This window comes from Pedobacter riviphilus, assembly GCF_014692875.1.
Taxonomy (GTDB): domain Bacteria; phylum Bacteroidota; class Bacteroidia; order Sphingobacteriales; family Sphingobacteriaceae; genus Pedobacter; species Pedobacter riviphilus.
The window spans coordinates 2,690,818-2,714,897 of record NZ_CP061171.1; the positions used below are offsets into that span (position 1 = coordinate 2,690,818).

At 37.8% G+C, this 24,080-nt stretch carries 23 protein-coding genes; 14 read left to right on the forward strand and 9 right to left on the reverse strand.

From position 1 onward, the window contains the following. Positions 1-76 precede the first annotated feature (76 nt). The 4 genes from H9N25_RS10985 to argS all read right to left on the reverse strand — a co-directional run bounded on the left by H9N25_RS10985 (position 77) and on the right by argS (position 4,953). Positions 77-1,240, reverse strand: coding sequence for a FecR family protein (locus tag H9N25_RS10985; RefSeq protein ID WP_190328928.1), 1,164 nt, complete (start codon positions 1,238-1,240; stop codon positions 77-79). 231 nt (positions 1,241-1,471) lie between these two features. Beyond that, positions 1,472-2,056 (reverse strand): RNA polymerase sigma-70 factor, encoded by a 585-nt coding sequence (locus H9N25_RS10990; protein ID WP_190328929.1) that lies wholly within the window; start codon positions 2,054-2,056, stop codon positions 1,472-1,474. 316 nt (positions 2,057-2,372) lie between these two features. Further along, positions 2,373-3,146, reverse strand: coding sequence for a sulfite exporter TauE/SafE family protein (locus H9N25_RS10995; RefSeq protein WP_190328930.1), 774 nt, complete (start codon positions 3,144-3,146; stop codon positions 2,373-2,375). 34 nt (positions 3,147-3,180) lie between these two features. Then, positions 3,181-4,953 carry an arginine--tRNA ligase gene (gene argS / locus H9N25_RS11000; protein ID WP_190328931.1) on the reverse strand — a complete coding sequence of 591 codons (1,773 nt, stop codon included), beginning with the start codon at positions 4,951-4,953 and terminating at the stop codon, positions 3,181-3,183. 282 nt (positions 4,954-5,235) lie between these two features. Between argS and H9N25_RS24590 the strand changes: the two genes are divergently transcribed. The 7 genes from H9N25_RS24590 (at position 5,236) to H9N25_RS11030 (ending at position 11,885) form a co-directional block, all read left to right on the forward strand. Then, complete coding sequence (locus H9N25_RS24590; protein WP_223833714.1) at positions 5,236-5,547, forward strand: hypothetical protein; 312 nt, start codon at positions 5,236-5,238, stop codon at positions 5,545-5,547. Positions 5,548-5,573: 26 nt separating this feature from the next. Continuing rightward, the gene (locus tag H9N25_RS11005) at positions 5,574-6,680 is read left to right on the forward strand and encodes an arginine deiminase family protein (RefSeq protein WP_223833715.1); all 1,107 of its coding nucleotides are present in this window, start codon (positions 5,574-5,576) and stop codon (positions 6,678-6,680) included. A gap of 87 nt (positions 6,681-6,767) precedes the next feature. Next, positions 6,768-7,682, forward strand: coding sequence for a citrulline utilization hydrolase CtlX (ctlX, locus tag H9N25_RS11010; protein ID WP_190328932.1), 915 nt, complete (start codon positions 6,768-6,770; stop codon positions 7,680-7,682). A 20-nt stretch (positions 7,683-7,702) separates the two neighbouring features. Then, a complete protein-coding gene (locus H9N25_RS11015; protein WP_190328933.1) occupies positions 7,703-8,017 on the forward strand; it encodes a hypothetical protein in 315 nt (104 codons plus the stop codon). A 566-nt stretch (positions 8,018-8,583) separates the two neighbouring features. Then, positions 8,584-8,958, forward strand: a complete 375-nt coding sequence (locus H9N25_RS24595; protein WP_223833716.1) for an alkylphosphonate utilization protein — start codon at positions 8,584-8,586, stop codon at positions 8,956-8,958. 349 nt (positions 8,959-9,307) lie between these two features. Beyond that, a complete protein-coding gene (locus H9N25_RS11025) occupies positions 9,308-10,696 on the forward strand; it encodes an arginine decarboxylase (protein ID WP_029277861.1) in 1,389 nt (462 codons plus the stop codon). Between the two features lie 292 nt (positions 10,697-10,988). Next, positions 10,989-11,885: a DUF72 domain-containing protein gene (locus H9N25_RS11030; protein ID WP_167294824.1), complete on the forward strand. Its 897-nt coding sequence runs from the start codon at positions 10,989-10,991 to the stop codon at positions 11,883-11,885. Between the two features lie 42 nt (positions 11,886-11,927). Here the strand turns inward: H9N25_RS11030 and H9N25_RS11035 are convergent, their stop codons facing one another. After that, positions 11,928-12,425: a DUF1579 domain-containing protein gene (locus tag H9N25_RS11035; protein ID WP_167294825.1), complete on the reverse strand. Its 498-nt coding sequence runs from the start codon at positions 12,423-12,425 to the stop codon at positions 11,928-11,930. A gap of 179 nt (positions 12,426-12,604) precedes the next feature. Between H9N25_RS11035 and H9N25_RS11040 the strand changes: the two genes are divergently transcribed. The 4 genes from H9N25_RS11040 to H9N25_RS11055 all read left to right on the forward strand — a co-directional run bounded on the left by H9N25_RS11040 (position 12,605) and on the right by H9N25_RS11055 (position 16,789). Then, complete coding sequence (locus H9N25_RS11040) at positions 12,605-13,159, forward strand: PH domain-containing protein (RefSeq protein ID WP_190328934.1); 555 nt, start codon at positions 12,605-12,607, stop codon at positions 13,157-13,159. A 172-nt stretch (positions 13,160-13,331) separates the two neighbouring features. Continuing rightward, complete coding sequence (locus H9N25_RS11045; RefSeq protein WP_190328935.1) at positions 13,332-14,045, forward strand: 3'-5' exonuclease; 714 nt, start codon at positions 13,332-13,334, stop codon at positions 14,043-14,045. Next, on the forward strand, positions 14,045-15,748 hold the full coding sequence (locus H9N25_RS11050; protein ID WP_190328936.1) for an ABC transporter ATP-binding protein: 1,704 nt from the start codon (positions 14,045-14,047) through the stop codon (positions 15,746-15,748). Before H9N25_RS11045 ends, H9N25_RS11050 begins: the two co-directional genes overlap by 1 nt. A gap of 9 nt (positions 15,749-15,757) precedes the next feature. Continuing rightward, positions 15,758-16,789, forward strand: coding sequence for a sialidase family protein (locus H9N25_RS11055; RefSeq protein ID WP_190328937.1), 1,032 nt, complete (start codon positions 15,758-15,760; stop codon positions 16,787-16,789). A gap of 16 nt (positions 16,790-16,805) precedes the next feature. On the opposite strand, the gene H9N25_RS11060 is transcribed toward H9N25_RS11055, so the two are convergent. Further along, a complete protein-coding gene (locus tag H9N25_RS11060; RefSeq protein WP_223833717.1) occupies positions 16,806-17,627 on the reverse strand; it encodes an alpha/beta hydrolase in 822 nt (273 codons plus the stop codon). An 83-nt stretch (positions 17,628-17,710) separates the two neighbouring features. On the opposite strand from H9N25_RS11060, the gene H9N25_RS11065 reads away from it, so the two are divergent. The 3 genes from H9N25_RS11065 (at position 17,711) to H9N25_RS11075 (ending at position 21,346) form a co-directional block, all read left to right on the forward strand. After that, complete coding sequence (locus tag H9N25_RS11065; RefSeq protein ID WP_167294832.1) at positions 17,711-18,097, forward strand: winged helix-turn-helix transcriptional regulator; 387 nt, start codon at positions 17,711-17,713, stop codon at positions 18,095-18,097. 95 nt (positions 18,098-18,192) lie between these two features. Continuing rightward, on the forward strand, positions 18,193-20,325 hold the full coding sequence (rnr, locus tag H9N25_RS11070; RefSeq protein WP_190328938.1) for a ribonuclease R: 2,133 nt from the start codon (positions 18,193-18,195) through the stop codon (positions 20,323-20,325). A 46-nt stretch (positions 20,326-20,371) separates the two neighbouring features. Then, positions 20,372-21,346, forward strand: a complete 975-nt coding sequence (locus tag H9N25_RS11075) for a polyprenyl synthetase family protein (protein ID WP_190328939.1) — start codon at positions 20,372-20,374, stop codon at positions 21,344-21,346. A gap of 367 nt (positions 21,347-21,713) precedes the next feature. On the opposite strand, the gene H9N25_RS11080 is transcribed toward H9N25_RS11075, so the two are convergent. The 3 genes from H9N25_RS11080 to rplU form a co-directional block, all read right to left on the reverse strand. After that, complete coding sequence (locus H9N25_RS11080) at positions 21,714-22,556, reverse strand: hypothetical protein (protein ID WP_190328940.1); 843 nt, start codon at positions 22,554-22,556, stop codon at positions 21,714-21,716. A gap of 335 nt (positions 22,557-22,891) precedes the next feature. Next, positions 22,892-23,308: a 50S ribosomal protein L27 gene (gene rpmA, locus H9N25_RS11085; protein ID WP_167294835.1), complete on the reverse strand. Its 417-nt coding sequence runs from the start codon at positions 23,306-23,308 to the stop codon at positions 22,892-22,894. 52 nt (positions 23,309-23,360) lie between these two features. After that, on the reverse strand, positions 23,361-23,672 hold the full coding sequence (gene rplU / locus H9N25_RS11090) for a 50S ribosomal protein L21 (RefSeq protein WP_039476071.1): 312 nt from the start codon (positions 23,670-23,672) through the stop codon (positions 23,361-23,363). Positions 23,673-24,080: the final 408 nt, after the last annotated feature.

A 24,080-nucleotide genomic window follows, 5' to 3' on the forward strand; every position in this document is an offset into this window, starting at 1 on the left:
ATTATGCAGTGTTGTAGTAGTTTCTCATGTTAAAATATTTATTTGGTTAAAATTTATTTTCTATCAGTAGGTCTCTTTAATCGATTATGGTAAGCTGATGCCCGTTCAATTCATATTTTAATCCCGTAAATTGAAGCATACTTAACAACTCTGAAAGTTCTACGTCTTTAGATATGGTTCCTGTATAAGATATTTTAGAAGGCGTGCCTCTAAATACAACCTGAATATCATACCATCGGGCCAACTGCCTGGCAATTTCTTTAATCTCCATATCTTTGAAGATAAAAAGGTCGTTCCTCCAGGCCATTACAGCTTCCAAATCATAATTGTTATTCACCTTTATTCCATACGGATCTATCAGGGCCTGTTGCCCTGGTTTCAATAGCTGTGAAAATTTACCGGATGATAAATGGATACTGCCTTCAATTAAGGTTGTTTTCTGCTCCGCCTCATCGCCATAAGCCATTACATTAAAATGCGTACCCAATACCTTTATTTCCGTTTCACCAGATTGTACCTTAAAGGGCTGCTTGGGGTTCTTGGCCACTTCGAAATATACCTCACCCGTCATCTGTACAACTCTTTCAGCACCGGTAAAAGCAGTTGGAAACCGTAAACTCGATTTCGCGTTTAGCCAGGCTTTACTTCCATCAGGCAAAACAACGCTGTATTTTCCGCCAAGTGGTGTGGTAATCTTGTTATAACTTATTTTAGCAGAGGCAGATCCGTTATGCATTTCATAACTGAGTTCGCCTTCGGCTGTTTTTACCACACTCACATTCTGCTGATCAGCCAATGCACCTATTTTGGCTTCGGTTAACACAACAGACGATCCATCGCCTAATGTTAAAACCGCCCTATTGCCACCTGGTTTTATATGAACCGATTGATGTAATTTTGCAGTTTGATTTTGCAGGTGTAGCTCCGGATGATATCTCCAGATCAGCACTGCACCCAGCACCAGAATGAATGATGCTGCCGCCCATAACACTGTACTTACACGTATTGATTTTTTAGGGATTGGTATTATTTTTTGTTGCCCTTTAGTTTCGATATTGAGCAGGATACGCTCAAAAATTTTATCTTCCACGAGCCTGCGCTGGTCATCGGAAAGGCCAATAAGATCTTCAGGTACCGCATCCATACTATCGAACCATTGATCTACCTGTTCGATCTCGTTAACAGTACAATCACCAGAAAGATATTTTTTAAGTAAGGAAACGGCTATTGATCTGCTCATGTTGATGTGTAGTTATATTTGGTTCGTTAATAGTATAGTCGGGTAGCCTGCCCCTAGCCCCCAAAAAAAATAAAAAAATTAAAATAGGGCGGTACCATAAGTTGAAAACCCCAAAGCTCACCAAAGCTAAATCCGTTTGGGATCTCTCTCCAGAATATCGTCACCCTGAACTCAGTTTTGAGTTAGATGTGAAATTTTGCTTATGATAGATCCTCAGGGAAGATTGTGATTTTAACGAAGTAACCAGGCAAAACCAGAAGCGATCAAAATTACCTTATAATGTACCCTAAAGTACTTTAACGCATTGGTAATATGGTTTTCTACGGTCTTTTCAGACAAGCCTAGTAGTTCAGCAATTTCTTTATTAGATTTGTGTTCTTTCCTGCTAAGCTCGAACACCTTTCTGCATTTAGCAGGTAACTTCGAAATCACGCCGTTAATTCCGTTTTCTAGCTCTTTTATAAATATGGTTTCTTCAGTGGTATTCGTTGCCTCCTGATAACTAAATGAAAGCAGTTCCAGGTAATTATTCCTGGTGGCCTCCTTAGCCATATAATCAATAATAGAATAGCGGATTGCAGTATGAAGATAGGCCTTTAAAGATCCCTTGATATTTATTTTTTCGCGATTGATCCAAAATGTGGTGAAGAAATTCTGGATAAGCTCTTCCGCAGCTTCTTTAGATCTTAACCTTTTATTGGTCATTACATACAACTCATACCAATACTTAGTATAAATTTTCTTGAAAGCAACCCCCTCGTCCTCCCTCAACATTACGATCAGTTCCTCATCAGTGTGATTATGCGGGTTGCTCATAGCCAGTAAAATTATAAAAAAAAATGAATCCAAAACGATGAACTTAGCGCTAAGCCTACCGATATATTAAAATGCTGTTATTTACTGGCATCTTGCTTTGATGATTCTAAAAAATCTATCTCACCGTCTTACCTCACCAACATTAAATTTTGAAGTTAAGGGAAAAAAATCACTGCCTTTGGAACTGCTATTTTTGAACGGTGCAATAGTGCTACTCTTGATCTTTAGGTAATACTTTCTGTTAAATCCCCGACTGGAAAATTATGCTAAAATTTAAGGTAAAAAATTATAATTAAAGGCTGTTAGTTTTTTCTTTTTATACAACATGCACTTTCAAAATATCATAAGCAAATCTCAAAATTGTTCCGAAAACAACGATCAGAAAAAATACACGTACAAATTTATTCCCTTTAAGCAAGGCCAGTTTTGTACCGAAAAAAGCACCGGTGAGGTTAAACAGCGCCATTGGGATGGCATATTGAAATAAGATATGCCCGGTAGAACTGAAATAGATAATAGCGGCCAGATTAGTAGCCATGTTTACAATTTTGGCGTGCGCACTGGCACCAATAAAATCGAAGCCCAGTACAGCAATAAAAACCAAAATCAAAAAAGATCCCGTTCCGGGGCCAATTAAACCATCATAAAAACCAATCAATATGCCAAATAAAGCAGCCATTAAAACCTGTTTTTTGATCGAATGGTCTTTCTCTTGGTGGATACCAAATTGTTTGTTAAAATAGGTATAAAGCGCAACTAAAATGAGCACAACAAGAATTACAGGCTTAATAACCGAATTATCGATCCTACTCACCAAAAACGCGCCTAAAAGCGCCGCTAAAAATGCCGTAAGCACACAGGCAGCAAGCACCTTATAATTAAAACGAACCTGTTTCGAATATTTGAAAGCGGCCAGCGTTGTACCTGCCATTGATGGGATTTTGGTAGTCCCTAAAAGGGTGGCCACAGGATAATGCGGCAAAATAAGTAAAATGGCGGGTGTTTGTAATAAACCACCGCCACCTACAATAGCATCTATAAATCCGGCCGCAAAAGCCACCAAACAAAGTAAAATAAGTTCAGTTGCCATATTGCTCGTAAAACTGCATCATCTATTTCCTATCCTACATTCTTTCCGGAGAGGTAATCCCCAGAATCAACATTCCGGCTTGAATTACATCAGCAGTTTTTTTACTCAGGTTTAAACGGAACTGTTTTACTTCACCTTCTTCTGTTTTTACAATTGGCGGTACTTCATGATAAAACTTGTTGAACAGCTTAGCCAGTTCGTATAAATAGTTGGCCAAACTCGCCGGACTGTAGGCCTTAGCGGCAATAGCAATCTCCGCAGGGTATTTTGCCAGTTGAAGAATCATTTCCAATTCTACATCCGATATTCCTGAAAATTGTTCACTGCCAATTGCAAACTGATAATCCGATTTACTCAACAATGATTTAATCCTTGCATGCGTATATTGGATAAATGGACCAGTATTCCCTTGAAAATCGATACTTTCGGCAGGATTGAACAATAAACGTTTTTTAGGCTCAACCTTTAAAAGAAAATATTTCAAGGCACCCAGACCTATATTTTTATACAGTTCTTCCTTGTCTGCTTCACTAAAATCGTTGGTTTTACCCAATTCTTCTGTTTTTTCGCGGGCGGTGGTTACCATGCTTTCAATCAACTCGTCAGCATCTACAATGGTTCCTTCGCGGCTTTTCATCTTACCGTTTGGCAGATCGACCATACCATACGATAAATGATATAAACCTTTTGCCCAGCTTTTGCCCAGTTTTTCTAAAATCAGGAACAAAACCTTAAAATGGTAATCCTGTTCATTTCCTACCACATAAATCGACTCATCCATGTTGAAATCGTCGTGTTTCATCTCAGCAGTGCCTAAATCCTGTGTAATGTAAACCGAAGTTCCATCAGCACGTAAAACCAGTTTCTGGTCTAAACCATCGGCAGTTAAATCAATCCATACCGAACCATCTTCCTTTTTAAAGAAAACGCCTTTGGCTAAACCTTCCTCAACGGTATCTTTTCCCAGCAGGTAAGTATTGCTTTCGTAATAGAATTTATCAAAATCGACCCCAAGGTTTTTATACGTAATATTAAAACCCGCATAAACCCACTCGTTCATCGTTTTCCAGAGCGAAAACACTTCTTCATCCCCTTGCTCCCATTTCAAAAGCATTTGCTGCGCTTCTTTAATTAATGGTGCATTTTTCTTGGCTTCTTCTTCTGTTTGTCCTTCCGCCTTTAAAACATCAATCTCTTTTTTGTACTCTTTATCAAATATGACATAGTATCTTCCAACCAAATGGTCACCCTTTTCACCTGTACTTTCCGGTGTTTCGCCATTGCCCCATTTTTGCCAGGCCAGCATTGATTTACAGATGTGTATACCACGGTCGTTAACCAGGTTTACCTTCACCACATCGTAACCGTAAGCTTTAAGCAGTTCGGAAACCGAGTAACCCAACAGGTTATTACGCACGTGCCCCAGGTGAAGCGGTTTATTGGTATTTGGCGAAGAATACTCTACCATTACCTTTTTACCGTTCGGTGCATACACACCAAAATCAGGCGATAAAATTTCCTCATTAAACTGTTTTAAGAAATAACTTTCGGCAATGCTTAAGTTTAAAAAGCCTTTAACCACATTAAATTTGGTAATATCTGCTACGTTAGCAACCAAATACTCACCAATTTCAGTGGCCGTTTGCTCCGGCGATTTCTTCGAAATTTTGGTAATCGGAAAAACAACAATGGTTGCCTGTCCTTCAAATTCTTTACGTGTTTCTTGTATGTTGATTACACCCTCAGCTATTTCTTCTTTATAAAGTTCAAAAATGGCTTTCTGTGTTTCGGCAATAATAAAATTCATGGGCCAAAAATATGCAAAAAAGGTGGAAGGTGAAAGGTTTAAGATGGAAGGTTTTCGAGCTTTTAAAGGTTTGGAAAGCTGCTATAGTGCACATCGGTTCCGATAGTCCTTCTTTTCGCTATAGTCCCGATTGAAGGAATCGGGAGCTGTCGCTTCAATAAGGTTTATTAAGTTGGTTCTGTGCAATAAATAAACCTATCTACGTATTAGTCTATCTCAAATCTATCCTCTCAATTCTCATATCTGAATTTTTCTAATAGATTTGCAATAACTAACTTTTTTATGAGCGAGCAGAACCCAAATTTTAAAGTGAGCGTAAACACCGAAATCGGCAGATTGCGTAAATTATTGATACATAGTCCTGATAGTGGATTAGGCAAAGTAGTACCCTCTAAGGCACAAGATTGGCTTTTCGAAGATATTGTACATTTAGATACCATCCGTAAAGGCGAATACGATTATTATATTAAACTGTTGATGTATTTTCTTGATCCTGATAAGATTAAAGGAAAACTGGCCGAAATAGATTCAGAAGCAGCTAACCGTAATTTTTACAAACCCAACCACCCGATTTTCATAATTCTAAATCGGTAATCGAGATTCAGAACCTGTTAAGTGAAATGCTGGAGAACGAATCTATCCGGAAAAAACTGGTTGCTGCCGTTTGTGCGATTGAAGGCTGTACTTATAAAGTTCAGTTAGAATTAAGCAATACTGATCCGAAACAGCTGGCCGAGATTTTTATCTCCGGTACATTGGCCAACGATACAATGATTTTTGCGCCCATCCCCAATTTAATTTTCACCAGGGATGTAGGCACAACCATTAACAACCACATTTTATTAAACAAACCGGCAAAAAAAGCCCGTGTGCGGGAAACGCTTTTAATGCGTTATATTTTCTTTAACCACCCTTTGTTTGAAGGCTACCGTGATAATATTCTCGAGATTCCAGATGTAACCATGCACTTTTTAAGGCCAGGTGATGAGCCTGCATTTAGCACTACTTTAGAAGGTGGTGATGTGATGATGGTGAGCCCCAACCACGTATTGATTGGTTGTAGCGAAAGGACATCGGAACATGGTGCCAACGAAGCCATTAAATTATTGTTCGATCAGGATGTGGTAGAAAAGGTAACCGTGGTAAAAATACCGAGCAAACGCGATTACATGCACCTTGATACTGTTTTTACACAGGTTAAACGCAATACCTGGGTAATTTTAAATTCGATTGCCCATTCACCAAAATATAATCCCTACGAGCCGATCAACTTTTTAAAAGAACCAGAAAAGCTTGAAGCAACCACAGCTATCCAGTTTACAAAAGCCAACCCTAGCGAACCGAAACATTTCGAACATGTAGAAGCTTTGTTAAATGATATTAGCCAGAACGATTTAAAAAGCACCGAACCGACCAAAATTATCTACAGTGGAAATAACCAGTTCCCTTACGATTCGAGAGAGCAATGGACAGATTCATGTAACCTTTTGGCCATTAAAGAAGGCGTGGTTTTAGGTTATGACAGAAACGATAAAACTGTTGAAGCTTTTAAAACAGCAGGCTTTGATGTGGTGGATGTAAAAGATTTGATTGAGGATTTAGAAAGTGGCAAAGTAAATGCAGAAACCATAACCGATACTTTGATTTTAATGCCATCAGCAGAGTTATCGCGTGCCCGTGGTGGTTTCCATTGTATGAGTTTGCCTGTTTTAAGAGATAATTTATAGATATGATAACGTCATGCTGAATTTATTTCAGCATCTCATCTGAGAGATCCTATAATGAATTCAGCATGACGAATAAGAGAAAGAAAAATGCAGACTACCAACCACATCCTCATGATCCGACCTGTTGATTTTAAATTCAATGAGCAAACGGCCGGAAATAACAAATTTCAAGTTGCAACTACCGAAACCAACGTACAATCAGCAGCCCTAAAAGAGTTTGACGCCTTTGCTGATTTACTACGGAAAAACAAGGTTGATGTAACGGTAGTAGACGATACTTTACAGCCAGAAACGCCTGATTCCATTTTTCCGAACAATTGGGTTTCTTTCCACGAGGATGGCTCAGTATATCTTTATCCGATGTTTTCTGAAAACCGCAGGTTAGAACGCAGAAAAGAAATACTGGAAGATTTAAAAGAAAAATTCGAAGTTAACCACATCAGCGATTTAAGCTTTTACGAACATCAACATGCGTTTTTAGAGGGCACTGGAAGCATGGTATTAGATCGCACCAACAAAATTGCTTACGCCTGCTTAAGTGTACGCACCGATGAAGAAGTGCTAAACAATTTCTGCATGCTTACCGGATATGAACCCGTGGCCTTTCAGGCAGTTGATGAATCAAATTTCCCGATTTACCATACCAATGTAATGATGTGCATTGGCGACCGTTTTGCGGTAATCTGCCTGGATTCGATTAAAAATCCTGAAGAGAAATTAAATGTAACCATAAGTTTAAAAGGCACTGGAAAAGAAATCATTGAAATTAGCCTGGAGCAGATGAATAAATTCGCTGGCAACATGTTACAGGTAAGCAATGCAGAAAACGAAAGTTTACTGGTCATGTCAGAACAGGCTTACTTATCATTAACTGCTGAACAGATTGCTGCATTAGAACAATATAGCAGAATCGTTTATGCACCGCTTTACACGATCGAAAAAAACGGTGGTGGCAGTGCAAGGTGTATGTTAGCTGAGATACATTTGCCGGTTAAAGAATAACAGATTGCATATCTATTTTAATGGAATCAGATTTAACAGAAAAAGAATTGCGTTTAGCAACATTTATGAGTGAAATTTCAGAATATTGTTATTCCGCAGGTTGGATGCAGAATTTAGAATATGCCCTATGGAATGCGGTAATAAATGGTGAAAGGAAATATGGACAGTCCTACATTACCGAAGATGATATCTCCACATTGATTAAGCTTTCTACAGATGCAAATGCCTGGATCGTATATGATGACGATAAAGAGGTAACAGCTTTAAGCTTAAAAGAATGGATAGAAAAGTTTAAAAAGGATGTGGAGCAAAACAAAGGAATTATAAAAGGTTAATAGTTTTATTGGTTGGTGTCTCCACGAACCATTGTATTTTTGCCACGGAAGCTCGGAGCGCACGAAAAACCCATCTGACAAATGTACACTCGCTATTCAACCTTAAATAGCAGCACTCCCCTAACTGTATAAACCTGATCGGAATGAACACGAGTGCAACGAAGTAAAATGAAGAGCAGGGCTACTGAAACCGATAAAACAGCAACCTGCTTTCCAAATGATCAGTAAACATTCCCTTTCTATCAAACCAAAATTTAAAAGGTTTTCTCCTCCAAAGGAGTTCCCTTGGAACACTTCAGTAGAAATGCCGATCCGCGCGATTCGGATTAGTTTTATTATTTTCGCCAAAAATCCAATATTAATATGTCTTTACTACAAGAGTTACAAACCCGCTCGGGAAATAAATGCGAATTGTGCACCGCTGAAACTGGCTTATCGGTATACGAAGTGCCCCAACCAGCAATGCCAATAGCGATAACAGTATTTTAGTTTGTAAAACCTGCTTAGATCAGATTGAAAAAACGGAACAGCTTGCCCCTAACCACTGGAAAATATTAACAGAAACCATGTGGTCGGAATTTGCCCCGGTACAGGTTGTTGCCTGGAGAATGTTGAGCAGATTAAGAAACGAAGGCTGGGCGGCAGATAGTCTGGATATTTTATACCTGGATGATGAAACGTTGGAATGGGCTAAAAAAACCGGCGACCATGAACAGGATGGTACTGTTGAATTTCACCAGGACAGTAATGGTACCCGTTTATTTGAAGGCGATACCGTTGTTTTGGTTAAAACACTGGATGTTAAAGGCTCAACATTGAGCGCTAAATTGGGTACTGTAGTTAAAAATATCCGATTAGTTCATGATAATACCGAACAGATTGAGGGTAAAGTAGAGGGGCAAACCATTGTTATTTTAACCAAATACCTGCGCAAAGGATAAAACGTCATTTGATGATTGATTAGGCATTCGCTATTAAGCCGCAAATAGATGTACTGTCCAAAATCAATAAACCTGATCGGAACGAACACGAGTGCAACGAGTAAAGTGGAGAGCAGGGCCAACCTCACCCTATAAAAACAGGAACCTGCTTTCCAAATATTAAAACATAAAATATATTATCACCTGTTTTTCAGCCTATTAACAAAACAGATCTATTCACTTTCTATCGAAAACAATTTGTCGGCATTTTTTGTAGTTAGGCTAAGCGTTTCCTTACAGTAAAAATATTTTCAATACCGTTTAATTCTCGATTTAAAATTACATTTTTGCAAAAATTATTTAAAAGTAAATGCAGAGTTACTCAGAATTTCTTGATCTAAGTGTTGGTTTCCCTCAGGAGGGTTTCGATGTAATAGATGATGAATTATATTTTCAGGATTTAAACCTGATGGAAATGATCGAAACTTACGGTACTCCCCTACGTTTCACGTATTTACCTATGGTAAGTAAGAAGATTCAGCAGGCGAAGATTCTTTTCCAAACCGCTATTTTAAAGAACAATTATCGTGGCGATTATAAATATTGCTACTGTACAAAAAGCTCGCATTTTAAGCATATTGTAGAAGAAGCTTTAAAAAATAACATCCACCTGGAAACTTCTTCGGCTTTTGATATGCCAATGGTTGATGCGTTGGAGAAAAAAGGGGTGTTAACCAAAGATACTACCATCATCTGTAACGGATTTAAAACCTACCAGTACAAACAATATATCATTGATATGTTGCACGATGGTTATACCAATATTATCCCTGTTTTAGATAACAAGGAAGAGTTTAATCTTTTTGATGATGAGGTTGATATCGATACCCCTTGTAACTTAGGTATCCGTATTGCTGCTGAAGAGCAGCCAGATTCGCAGTTCTATACTTCGCGTTTAGGCGTACGTATGGAAGATATTATTGATTTTTACAACAATAAAATCGTTCACAATCCTAATTTCAGGGTTAAATTATTGCACTTTTTTATTAACTCGGGTATTACCGATTCGCCATATTACTGGAACGAGTTAGAGAAATATGTGACACTTTATTGCAAGTTCAAAAAAATCAATCCTGATTTGGATACCCTTGATATTGGGGGCGGTATGCCATTTAAAGATTCACTGGTGTTCGATTTCGATTACGAATACATGGTAAACGAAATTGTAAAAAGGATCAAAGAAATCTGCGCCATCCATGATGTAATGGAACCAGACATTATTACTGAATTTGGTAAATATACGGTTGCTGAGGCTTCTGGTATCCTTTATAAAGTACTGGGCCGTAAACAACAGAACGACCGTGAGCGCTGGTTGATGCTGGATGGTTCTTTTATTACCAATTTACCTGATGTTTGGGCATTAAATCAAAAATACATTTTATTGCCAATCAACAATTGGGATGCTGAATATGAGCGGGTTAACTTAGGTGGAATTACCTGCGATGGGCAGGATTATTACAATCAGGAAGCACACATGAACAGTGTATTTATGCCAAAAACGCGTAAGGTACAATATCTAGGTTTCTTCCATACGGGCGCTTACCAAGAGGTATTGAGTGGTTATGGTGGTATCCACCACTGTTTATTGCCAAGCCCTAAACATGTGCTAATCCGCAGAAACCGTGATGAAAGTTTCAATTTTGAGGTTTTTGGAGAAGAACAGAATAGTAAGCAGGTGTTGAAGATTCTGGGTTACTAGGTCTAACCGCAAAGAACATAAAGTTTTTCGCAAAGAGCGCCAGGTTAATACTTGGCGCTTTTTATGTTTTTAATCTCTTAGGAGAAGCTTATTTCTAGTGCTAAACTAAGCAAACGTCATGCTAAATCTATTTTATTAGTAGTTTTTATTGGGTTAAAGGCCTAATAGCTAATCGTGGCCAGCATCTTTCTTGTGGAATAGACCCTGAAATAAATTCAGGGTGACGACCGCTTATACGGAATCCTTTACAATTTTCTTTATTAACTTAGCGGTTAAACAAATCCATATTACAATGAAATTCGGCCAAGTAGAAGATCCAACCATTATAGATTATACCCTTCCTGCTGATGCTCCTGAAACAGCAGCGGTTTTAGCAGCAAATAAACCTAAACAATCCTTTCAGGCTTACGTGGGTTGTGCTAAATGGAATAAAACAGATCTCAAAGGTTTTTATCCGAAAGGAACCAAGGATGAATTAACCTATTATGCTACCCAGTTTAATTCGATCGAATTGAATGCAACTTTTTATGGCATGCCAAGCCGTGAACAGGTAATCACCTGGACGCAAAAAACGCCTGCAGATTTTAAATTTTTCCCTAAACTCACCAATACCATCAGTCACTTTAAAAGATTAATTAACGTTAAAGAACCTGTAGAGCAATATTGCGATGCCATCAGTAATTTTGAAGATAAATTAGGAATGGCTTTTCTTCAATTGCACGATAACTTTAAACCTAAAGATTTCGAAAGATTAAAAATAGTAATCAACGAATTCCCAAAAGTAATTCCTTTGGGTGTTGAAGTGAGAAATGGCGAATGGTTTTCAAATCCGGCCATCGCCAATGAATTTGCACAACTATTTCAGGAAAATGGTGTGGCCAATATTATTGTTGATACTGCTGGCAGAAGAGACATGCTGCACATGCGTTTAACTTCTCCAACGGCTTTTGTACGTTTCGTAGGCGCCAATGATGATGACATAGATAAAAAACGCTTAGACGATTGGATTGAAAGAATTGTAAGCTGGAAAGAACAGGGCTTGCAAAACTTATATTTCTTTGTCCATCAAAATGTTGAGCTATCTTCTCCATTATTTTCCGCCTATTTTACAAACAAGCTGAATAAAGCAGTAGGAACAGATTTAAAGATTCCGGTAATGGCCAACCAGGCTTCGCCTTCTTTATTCTAGATTCAAAACCTACCAGGTTTTAAAAACCTGATAGGTTTAAATTTATTTCCTTCTATAAACCGTTTCGGTAGCTTTTGCTTCTTCCCCTTCTGGCGAAACATTATAAGCCGTTAATACGATTTCATTTTCGTTAATTATTTCAAGCACTGTTCTCCAGCCCCAAAGCTGCTCGCCATATTCCGGACTGCCATATTCACCAAAAACCGAAAAACCATTTACTGTAGCCTCACCGCTCGAAAGCATAATCTGTGTACCCATATGGAAGCTATCAACCCAGCTTGTCGTAAATCTTTGGTAAGGAATATCGAAACCGACAATCATTTTGCCTTCAAAAGCTTTTCCTTCCAAACTTCCCTGGTAATCAATAGAAATAAAACGGTTACCCAAAATTGAAGTGATTTTTGCTTCAGCTGGAGATTCATCTGCCAGCACATCTTTTTCGAACCAGGTTTTGGTAGTACCGCTCCATTTACCAATTAAACCTTGAAGCAGTTGATGAGCACCATCTATTAAAGATTGCTCGAATTTACTTTTCGCCATAAACCAAACTTATAAAATAAATTTTCAACAAAAAATACATTAAGATTAAAACAGGCCAAACGAAAGTGATTTATTTTATCGAATTTTAACATTGAATTGAAGTTTTAGGTGTAAAATCAGGCTGAACAAGGTCCCTGAAACAACAATTTACATAAACAGCAAACAATCAAATAAAATAAATGATAAACTACGAGATCGAAAATGAACTAAAACCTAGTTTAAACACAGACGAAAAATTGATCTGGGCAGGAAGACCTAAGACAGGAATTTTATTTAGAACAACAGATACATTCTTAATTCCCTTTAGTTTTCTTTGGGCTGGTTTTGCAGTATTTTGGGAAACAAGTGTGATTATAACTGATGCCCCCTTTTTCTTTAAGCTTTGGGGTATTCCATTTGTTTTAATGGGACTATATATCACTTTAGGAAGATTTTTTGTCGATGCAAAAAAGCGGGCAAATACCGTTTATGGAATTACTTCAGACAGAATTATTATTAGTAGCGGAATATTCAGCAAGGAAATCAAGTCAATAAATATCAAAACTTTGTCTGACATAACAATTAATCAAAAATCTGATAATAGTGGAACAATTACATTAGGACCTGCTGATTTTAGAAATGTAATGATGCAAGGAATAGAATGGCCGGGTCTAAAACAGCCGGCACGCCTTGAGTTTATTGAGGATGTAAAAAATGTTTATGACCAAATAATTAACCTCCAGCGACAGAAATAATGGTCAACCTGCTAGGTTTGGATCCAGAAATCGGCCTTAATATAAAGCTGTGCAAACCTAATTAATATTTATAAGGAGTCATCTGACCACAAGAAAACCAATAAAAATAATTAATGACGGCTATAACTATTATGAACAGAAAACTGTAAATTGATATTTTAAAACTGTTTATATGTTAAAAACGCTAGATCTCAACCAGGTAATGGTTATCGATATCGAAACTGTGCCTCAATATCAGTCTTTTCAGGATGTGCCTCCCCATTTCCAGGAACTTTGGGAACAAAAAACACATTATCAGAGAAATTCAGACCAAACAGCTGAAGAATTTTATGAAAAGGCAGGTATTATGGCCGAATTTGGTAAAATTATCTGCATCAGCATGGGGATTTTTAGTGTCCAGGGCAAATCCTGCTCACTGCGCATTAAATCTATTTTTGGCGACGATGAAAAAGAAATACTACTGAAATTTTCTGCTCTATTGAGCAAACAAGCCCCCGCCTTAATGTTCTGTGCGCACAATGGAAAAGAATTCGATTTCCCCTATTTATGCCGACGGTTATTGGTTAACGGCATAGAAATTCCGGTTCAACTGCAGCTTTCAGGTAAAAAACCCTGGGAAGTAAACCATATCGATACGATGGAACTCTGGAAATTCGGCGATTATAAACATTTCACTTCCTTAAACCTGCTAGCTGCTATTTTAGATATTCCTACTCCTAAAGATGATATCAACGGCGCGCAGGTGAGACAAGTTTATTACGAAGAAAAAAATCTCGATAGAATTGTGACCTATTGCCAGAAAGATGTAATTACTACCGCTCAGGTATTACTAAAATTTAAAGGAATGGATATAATTTCGGCAGAAAACATTACCATTGTAACCTAATGTTAAACGTTGAGCATTTAAATATCGATTTCTATAACCAGGAAGAAAAAACCTGGTTTAAAGCGGTAAAACAGATCAGTTTTAATGTAAAGAAGGGAACTGTTTTAGGTATTGTCGGCGAATCTGGTTCTGGAAAATCGGTTACATCTTTTTCCATTATGCGTTTGCATGATGAACGTATGGCAAAAATTACCGGAGAGATAGATTTTGAAGATATTAGCCTGCTTAATCTCAGCTCGAACGAAATCCGCCAGATCAGGGGAAACCAGATCTCGATGATTTTTCAGGAGCCAATGACTTCACTCAACCCCGTTTTTACCTGCGGCTACCAAGTGGCCGAGGCCATTATGCTGCATCGAAAGGTAGATAAAGCAGAAGCTAAAAAACATACTATTGCTTTGTTTAACGAAGTGCAATTACCGCGACCGGAAAAAATATTTGATAGTTACCCACATCAAATATCGGGCGGACAAAAGCAAAGGGTAATGATTGCCATGGCTTTAAGCTGTGATCCGAAATTATTAATAGCCGATGAACCTACCACAGCACTAGATGTAACTGTTCAGAAAACAATTTTACAATTGCTTTTAAAATTGAAAACAGAACGCAACATGGCTATGATTTTTATTTCGCACGATTTAGGTGTGGTAAATGAAATTGCCGATGATCTGGCCGTAATGTACAGAGGCGAAATTGTAGAACAGGGACCGGCAAAATCTATTTTCGAAAACCCTCAACACCCTTATACCAAGGGCTTACTTGCCTGTAGACCCTCACCTAGTCTACAATTAAAAAAATTACCTATAGTGGCCGATTTCCTATCTGGAAAAGTTGATGATGCTTCAGCACATTTACAGGCTTCAAATCAGCTAACAACAGCCGAAATAGTTGGGCGGAGAGAGAAACTTTATGTCCAGAAACCTTTACTTCAAATTAAAGACCTATGTACCTGGTATCCCATTCATAGTGGGCTTTTCGGCAAAACAACCGATTATGTTAAAGCCGTTGATCAATTGAATTTTGAGGTTTTCCCTGGTGAAACTTTAGGTCTTGTTGGTGAATCGGGTTGTGGTAAAACCACTTTAGGACGGACTATTTTAAGATTGATCCAACCCACTTCGGGAGAGATTATTTTTAATGGAAAAAACATTACACATATCGACAAAACGGCCTTAAGGAAGTTAAGGAAAGACATCCAGATCATTTTTCAAGATCCTTACGCTTCGTTAAACCCACGGTTGAGCATCGGACAATCTATTTTAGAACCTTTACAGGTGCATAAGCTACACAGCAACGATGCCGAACGCAAAAATAAGGTACTGGAATTGCTTGATAAAGTTGGTTTAAAAAAAGAGCATTTTAACCGGTACCCGCATGAGTTTAGCGGTGGGCAAAGGCAGCGTGTGGTTATTGCCAGGGCTTTAGCCTTGCAACCTAAATTTATTATCTGCGATGAATCTGTATCTGCTTTAGATGTTTCGGTGCAGGCGCAGGTTTTAAACCTCATCAAAGATCTCCAACGCGAATTCGGGCTCACTTATATATTCATTTCTCACGATCTTGCTGTTGTAAAACACATTTCAGACCGTATTTTAGTGATGAATAAAGGAAAAATCGAAGAAGAAGGTTTTCCAGAGCAAATATTTTATTCACCAAAAGCAGCTTATACCCAAAAACTGATCGAGGCTATACCCGGACACTAATAATAAAAAATGCTTAAATATCTTTCAATTGCTTTTACACTGATTTTTCTTTCTTTAAATGTTTGTGCACAAAAAGTAGAAATCATTCAGTCGACTACTATTTTTGAAAAGGCTCCATTCGAGGCCTGTCACGCCTCAACTTTGGTTGATTTAGGCAAAGGAAAAATAATGGCCGCCTGGTTTGGCGGTAAACATGAAGGCAGTAAAGATGTAGTTATCTGGTCGTCGGTAAAAACCGGAGCGCAATGGAGTCAACCGATCCAAATCGCAAATGGGATAATAAATGATACCAGTAGGTTTGCTTGCTGGAATCCCGTGCTGTTTAAAGCAAAAAACGGCACTTTATTTTTACATTATAAGGTTGGTGCAAATCCAAGAACCTGGTGGGCAGAATATAAAACATCTATTAACAACGGCAAAACATGGTCGGAAGCACACGAATTGCCCAAAGATTTCTTAGGACCAATTAAAAACAAACCTATCCAATTATCAAATGGAACAATTCTATATCCCTCCAGTACAGAAAGTTTAGATGAAAAAACGTGGGCAATCCATATTGAAAAATCAGATGCTAATGGTAGAAACTGGAAAAAGATTAATATTAATTGCGATACTTTTGGAGTAATCCAACCTTCTATTCTGAGTTATCCAAATGGGAAATTGCAGGTATTATGCAGAAGCCGGCAGAATGTGATTGTAGAAAGCTGGTCTGAAGATAATGGCGAAACCTGGTCAAAACTTAAGGCTACCCAATTGCCTAATCCAAATTCGGGCAGCGATGCCGTAACCTTAAAAGATGGCCGGCAGTTGCTTATTTACAACCCATTAACTGCAGGCAAAAACTGGTGGGAAGGGCGTTCTACCTTAAAACTGGCTATTTCTACCGATGGTAAAAACTGGCAGGACATTTATACTTTAGAAAAACACGACCAAGGTGAATACAGTTATCCCGCCATAATCCAAAGTAATGATGGTTTGATTCATTTATCATATACTTCTCTCAGACAAAAAATCAAATACTTTTGCATTAAACTTAAATAAGATATCATTTTGCCTGTTATCTTAAATGCTGTTTAAAATAAATGAAATGGTATTCAATGGCTTTCTTCCAGTATTCAGTATTATGATCACCTGGCTGGCTTATAAAGCTGATGGGAATACCTAATTTTTCTGCTGATACTTTAACAGTAAGACTCGCAGGATACAGTATATCCGATGTTCCACAATCCATCAAGAAAGGTTTATTAAAGTTTTGATTTCTAATTAACAAATTTGAAATGCTATACTGATGCCAATCATTTTGTTCAGGATGCCCAAAAACTTTTATTAAATCATTTGTCATTCTGCTCGATTGCCAAAACTGTTTGCTCGCTTTTTCCAGATCATTAAAATCGATTTCCAGTGCGCCACTGGTAGATGCGGCAGTGTTGAAGTAGCCATGATTAAGGATAAAATAGCGAAGAGCACCATAGCCGCCCATACTTAAACCACTTATAAAAATATTTTGAGTAGCTATGCTTAATGATTGATGCACCTTCGGTAACAAATCTTTGAAGAAAAAATTCTCATATTGATCTCCATCAGGTTGATGGCTATTAATATAATAAGAAGTAAAGCCTTCTGGCGTGACAATAATAAATTGATATTGATCAGCCAATCTTTGCAAATCTGTTGTTTTTGACCACTGGGTATAATTTTCACTGTAGCCATGCAATAGATAAACAAGTGGATAATGTTTAGATTTCAGGTAATTTTGAGGTTTAAATACCATTACTTTACCTGGAGATTTGAGATATTTGGAATTTATAATCCATTCTTCATGGCCAAATGCATTAAAAAACATTAAAAATGTAATTGCTGTGATAATCAAATTTTTCATAGTTGTAAATTTGATTCAAAAATCATCATGCATTTTTAGATTTACAATAACGAACAAAATTGTTAGTTTCCATAAATTATGTTATGCGTAAAGAAAATTCAACCAATGTATTAAATCAGCAGTTCCTATTTCAGGTATGCGAACTCAACTCGGCCATTGCTATGATTGGAGGCCGCTGGAAATCGCAGATTGTATATTCCATTTACGAAGGAAATAATAGGTTCCATCTCCTTAAAAAAGAACTGATAAATATTTCGGAACAAGTATTGGGGAGGCAATTAAAAGAACTGGAAACCCACGCAATCATAGTTAAGAAAGAGATACCTGGATCAATTCCTCAAGGTATTGAATATATCCTTACCAATAAAGGTTTAGAATTAATTCCAATATTAAAGATGCTTTGTGATTGGGGGAAGACCTACGCTGACGGTAAAAAAATAAACATCGAGTTACCTCATCTTTGTGTTTAGACAAAGAATTTTATTCGGGCAGTTTTATCTTTTCATCCCGCTGTTTATCCATTGTAGCCATCTTTTCTGTATCTTCGGTAAATTCAGTTTAGCATATGGCAAAGAAAAAATCGGCAAATATAAAATTGGTTCTGAATCAATTGGTTAGTGATGTTTTTGAAAAAAACAATAATCAGTTGCTTAATTACAAGCAGGTTTCGGCCAAATTAAATTTGAACGATCAAGAATCAAGAGAAACCATTCTCGAGATCTTAAAAGAAGGAAAAAGTGCAGGAATTTTCTTAGAACCAGAAAAAGGTAAATTTAAACTTAAAGAACTGCAGAACTTTATTATCGGTACGGTTGATATGACTGCCGATGGATCTGCATATATCGTTCCGGAAGATGAATTTGAGAAGGATATTTTTGTAGCTCCTCGAAAACTCAAAAATGCATTACACGGCGATACTGTAAAAGCTTATGTTTTCGCAAAAAAAAGCGGTCGTAAAAACGATGGTGAAGTTGTCGAAATCATTAAAAGAGCAAAATCAGATTTTACAGGTGTAATCAAGATATCAGATCGTTTTGCATTCGTTATTGCAGATGATAAAAAAATGATGCACGATATTTTTGTACCGCTGGCCGATACCCACGAGGCCAAAAACGGTCAGCGTGTATTGGTAACCCTATCAGATTGGCCGGAAAGTGCCAAAAATCCGATCGGTATTGTTAAACATGTGCTCGGCAATCAAGGTGAAAATAACACCGAAATGAATGCTATTTTAGCACAATATGGTTTTCCATTAGAATTTCCACCTCAGGTAGAGCGCGAAGCCAATGCCATTCCTGAAGAAATCTCCGCAGCAGAAATTGCCAAAAGAAAAGATTTTAGAAACGTATTAACCTTTACCATAGATCCGGCAGATGCGAAAGATTTCGATGATGCCATTTCTTATCAAAAACTCCCAAATGGAAACCACGAAATTGGTGTCCACATTGCCGATGTTTCACATTATGTAATCCAGGGAACTGAGCTCGATAAAGAAGCTTATAGCCGTGCAACTTCGGTTTATTTGGTAGACCGCGTAATTCCGATGTTACCAGAGCGTTTGAGTAATGGTGTATGTTCATTACGTCCTCATGAAGATAAATTGTGTTTTGCGGCAGTTTTTGAATTAGATGAACAAGCCAATATCCAATCTGAATGGTACGGCAGAACAGTAATCCACTCAGATAGAAGATTCAGCTATGAAGAAGCACAGGAAGTAATCGAGAATAAAGCCGGCGATTACGCTCAAGAAATATTGAAATTGAATGAGCTGGCCTATATCCTTCGCGACCGTAAATTTAAAAACGGTGCCATCAGTTTCGAAAGTACCGAAGTTAAATTCAAATTAGATGAAGCGGGCAAACCAATTGGTGTTTATGTAAAAGAGCGTAAAGACGCCCATAAACTGATTGAAGATTACATGCTTTTGGCTAATCGGAAAGTGGCAGAATTTGTGGCAAAGAAAAGCAAAGGCAAAAACAAACTCACCTTTGTTTACCGCGTGCACGATTCGCCAAATATGGAAACCTTAAATACCTTTGCTACATTCGCTTCCCGTTTTGGTTATAAAATCAACACCAAATCGGATAAAGAAATTGCGAAATCGCTAAATAACTTAATGAATGATGTAGAAGGCAAGAAAGAACAGAATATTTTAACCTCATTGGCCATCAGATCAATGGCGAAGGCCATTTATTCTACCAAGAAAACCAGTCATTATGGTCTGGCTTTCGAATACTATACCCACTTTACCTCTCCCATCCGCCGTTATCCTGATGTAATGGCGCACAGGCTTTTACAAAGCTACTTAGATGGTGGTAAATCAGCAGATATGGAAGCCTATGAAGTAGCCTGCGTACATTCTTCAGCCATGGAGAAAAGAGCAGCTGATGCCGAACGTGCCTCTATTAAGTACAAACAGGCCGAATACTTGGAAAATAATATCGGTACAGCGTACAAAGGTATTATTTCTGGTGTTACAGAATGGGGCATGTACGTAGAAATTGAAGAGAACAAATGCGAAGGCATGATTCGTTTAAGAGACATATCAGATGATTTTTATGTACTTGATGAGAAAAACTACTGCATTGTAGGCCAACGTAAAAAGAAAAAATATCAGCTTGGTGATGAAGTAATGATCAGGGTGAAAAAAGTAGATCTTTCTAAACGTCAGATCGATTTCACCTTAATTCCAGATTAAAAATTTAAAATTGTGCCTTAAACACAGTGTTTACGCAATAATTAGAATGCATACTACAGAAGAATTACAACAAATTTTAGATACTGCAATACAAAATTTAAAGTTTCCGGATCATCCTAAACAGCTCTACGATCCGATTACTTATATCATTAATCTGGGTGGAAAACGGGTAAGACCCCTATTGGTTTTAATGGCTACCGAATTATTTGGTGAAAATGCTAATGAATCGATCCATGCAGCTATGGCTATTGAGATTTTTCATAATTTCACGCTCGTTCATGATGATATTATGGACAATGCACCGCTCCGCAGAGGGAAAGCCACTGTACACGAAAAATGGAGTACCAATATTGCCATTTTAAGTGGCGATGTAATGATGGTAGAAGCAAATAAAAGCCTTGCAAAAGTTAACCCAGCCTTTCTCGACCCTGTATTAAATACCTTTAATGCAACAGCTCAAGGCGTTTGCGAAGGTCAGCAGTTAGATATGGAATTTGAAGGTCGTGATGATGTGAGTATTGAAGAATACATCAACATGATCAGATTAAAAACTGCCGTACTTTTGGGTGGCGCGCTAAAGCTCGGAGCCATTATTGCCGGTGCCTCAGAAAAAGATGCCGACTTAATCTATCAGTTTGGTGAAAATATAGGCATTGCCTTTCAATTGCATGATGATATATTAGATGTTTATGCTGATCCTGAAAAATTCGGAAAACAGGTTGGTGGCGACATTATAGCCAATAAAAAAACCTTTCTGCTGTTAAAAGCTTTTGAATTAGCTGAAGGTGAAATCCGTACTTCACTAACCACATGGACCTCATACAAAGAATTTAATGCGCAGGAAAAAATAGATACCGTACGCCAGGTATATGATACTTTGGATGTACAGGATATTGCTAAAGAGAGCATGAATTACTACCGTAACAAAGCTTTAGCTGTATTTGATCAGATTAATGTGAGCGATGAAAAGAAAGCAAATCTTTTAACCCTTACAGAGCAATTGATGGCAAGGGAGTATTAATTAAAAAGAGTTGTCAACTTTTTTAGCCAAACGGGCCTGAAAGTTAACAACTTTATATTTCTTTGCTGGTCAGTCTGAGTCTGTCGAAGCTCTTTTATCGTTAAATCAAAAAGATTGTCCTTCGACAAGCTATCAATTACAGCTTCCAAAAAAAGATCGTCATTGAGAGGAGGAACGACGAAGCAATCTTTCATGCTGGTGTTCTTTGCCATAAAGATTGCTTCCTCGGCTGAAAAAACCTTCTCGCAATGACGATTTCTTGCAGTCTATCAATGCAAAAACGCCTCCGTCATTTATAATGATTTTATATAATAAATTACCCTTCAGGATGAAATGTTTTCATTTAAACACTCAAAATTCCTGTATGTTAAGCTTTTACTAATTTATACTTGATCCAAAAATCAGAAGACTTAGCTGCCGATTCGCCGCTTTCTGATGGTCGTTGGCCTCCACCTCCCATTCTTCCACCACCTATACCGCCACGGCCGCCACCACCCATTCCTCCGCCTCCCATTCCACCTCTACCGCCCGATCTGCCTTTACCACCACTTGCACCTTCAGGTCTGGCTTCTCTTTTAAAACCAGATTTATTAGGCTCATTAATTTTAATATTGTAAACCAATGGTTTTTTAAGGTCTAATCCTACCTGTAATTGCGCTAATGGAATGCTTAATTCGTAAATAAGATCTCTATTGGGATGAATGCTCATTCCGGTTTCAATGCCATCCTGGTTTATTGCTGGTAACTCACCATCTGCAATATTTTTAAAGCCAGAAACCCGAATGCCTTTGTTCATCGCTACAGGACCTTGTGTTGCTCCATCTGGCAATAAAGGAGTACGATTATGGTACTCTTCTCCCTCTTTCGGCATTGGAGGTCGCTCCATTAAGGGAAAAGTTAGTTTCATACCATCTTTCTTCTTCCCTTCTGTATTGATATTTAAGGTAATGCCACCTCTTAATACACTAAATGTGGTTTGAGGATCTAACGATTCGATAATGATGTACAGGTTTTTATCATCATTGGCCAGGGCAAAGGCCAACTTGGTGGCATCGTTGTATTGGTTAAGTGGCTCATTCCATTCGTTCGATATACCATCGGCCTTAAATGGCTTTACCATGCGGATATTTTCTTCCACATCCTGTGCTTTTACCGAAAAGCTACCAAACATAACAGAAAAAACAGATAAGCTAAGTATTTTAAAATTCATCGTAAATAATTAAATAATGATTTACGAATGTATCGCGATGAATTGTTAAATTTTGTTATTTAACAGGCTTTAACATTAGCTGAGTTTGGAGTTAAGCGTTTTGCGGTTGGGGTTAATTAACCCATCCCCTCAATAGGTTCACCCTGAGCGGAGTCGAAGGGCTGGTAGATGTTCTAAAGTTGAATGCAATGCGTTTGGCGTCAATTAACCGATTAACCAATTTAAACAGTTAACCCATTTACAAATGACAAATGAACCAGTGAACGAATGAACCATATAAAAACAAAAAAAGTCCCGATTTACATCGGGACTTTCCTTTTATAACTTGTTACCAATTATTCTGCAGATGCAGCTTCTTCAGTAGTTTCGTCTTTTTTAGCTGCTTTTTTAGCTGGAGCTTTTTTTACAGGAGCAGCTTCTTCAGCTACAACTTCTTTTTTAGCAACCGCTTTTTTAGCAACTGGTGCTTTAGCTACTGCTGCTTCGATCTCTGCATCAGTGATAGGAAGAATAGAAACGTATGATTTGTTATCTTGTTTCTTTTTGAAAACAACCGTACCATCAACTAAAGCGAATAAAGTATGGTCTTTACCAATACCTACGCCTTTATCAGGATGGTGTTTTGTACCACGTTGACGTACTAAAATGTTTCCTGCGATAGCTAACTGACCACCGAAAACTTTAATACCTAAACGCTTACTATGCGATTCACGTCCGTTTTTCGAACTACCGGCTCCTTTTTTGTGTGCCATGATTTTATATTTTGTAACCCGCTAAAAAGCGGATTATTGGGTTAACAATTAATTATAACGTGATGTCAGAGATCTGAATCTTAGTGAAAAACTGGCGGTGACCGTTTTTCTTTTTGTAACCTTTTCTACGTTTTTTGTGGAAAACGATTACTTTATCACCTTTTAAATGAGATACGATCTTAGCTGAAACTTTAGCACCTTTAACTGCAGGAGCACCTACAGTAATTGCACCACCGTTATCAACCAACAATACATTATCAAATTCAATACTAGCGCCTTCATCTCCTTGTAATCTGTGTACAAAAAGGTGCTGGTCTTTAGCAACTTTAAATTGCTGCCCTGCTATATTTACTATTGCGTACATTGTTTAAATATTAGTTTTTTAATTTTTATTTAACGAGGTGCAAATATAGAACAAATTCAATTAACACACAAACACATATCGAAAATATTTTTAACTAAAATCGCACAAGATTAGGATTTGGAAGATTTTGGGATTTCAAGATCGATTTTAAATTATACTTTTCAGAAATTTCTTAAACTGACCTGCTGCTTAAATGCAGCTAAAACACTAACATTATTTGGAGCGCAATGCCAGTGCAAAACATTCAGTTCCGCTTCCCTTTTCCGCTTATACGCTCCGCTACCTCGTTGCTGCAGGGGGTAACAATTCAACCGCCTGCCTGCAGCGGGCAGAGGGCTAATTGGCCAAATCAGCTTTCCATTTTTAAGGTTGCAGGGCGCAAAAACCGCTGTTCCTAAACCCGATTGC